Source organism: Nonomuraea sp. NPDC048916 (assembly GCF_040649575.1).
Lineage (GTDB): Bacteria > Actinomycetota > Actinomycetes > Streptosporangiales > Streptosporangiaceae > Nonomuraea.
The window spans coordinates 1-353 of record NZ_JBEZFS010000328.1 but is presented as its reverse complement, the minus strand read 5'-3'; the positions used below and the strand labels follow the sequence as shown (position 1 = coordinate 353).

1 protein-coding gene is annotated in these 353 nt (G+C 71.1%); it reads left to right on the top strand.

Features of this window, described 5'->3' with window-relative positions; translation table 11 throughout:
- Positions 1 to 353, top strand: a 353-nt coding sequence (locus AB0C16_RS41075; protein ID WP_357691650.1) for an aromatic amino acid lyase, incomplete at both ends; no start/stop codon positions are given.

The following is a 353-nucleotide window of genomic DNA, read 5'->3' as shown; positions in this document are numbered from 1 at the left end:
GTCCAACGGCAACTTCCACGGCGCGCCCGTCGCGTACGTCCTCGACTTCCTCGCGATCGTCGCCGCCGACCTCGGCTCCATCTGCGAACGCCGCACCGACCGGCTGCTCGACAAGAGCCGCTCGCACGGCCTGCCGCCGTTCCTCGCGGACGACGCCGGGGTCGACTCCGGTCTGATGATCGCCCAGTACACCCAGGCCGCCCTGGTCAGCGAGATGAAGCGGCTGGCCGTTCCCGCCTCCGCCGACTCGATCCCGTCCTCCGCGATGCAGGAGGACCACGTCTCCATGGGCTGGTCCGCCGCCCGCAAGCTCCGTACCGCCGTGGACAACCTGGCCCGGATCGTCGCCGTCG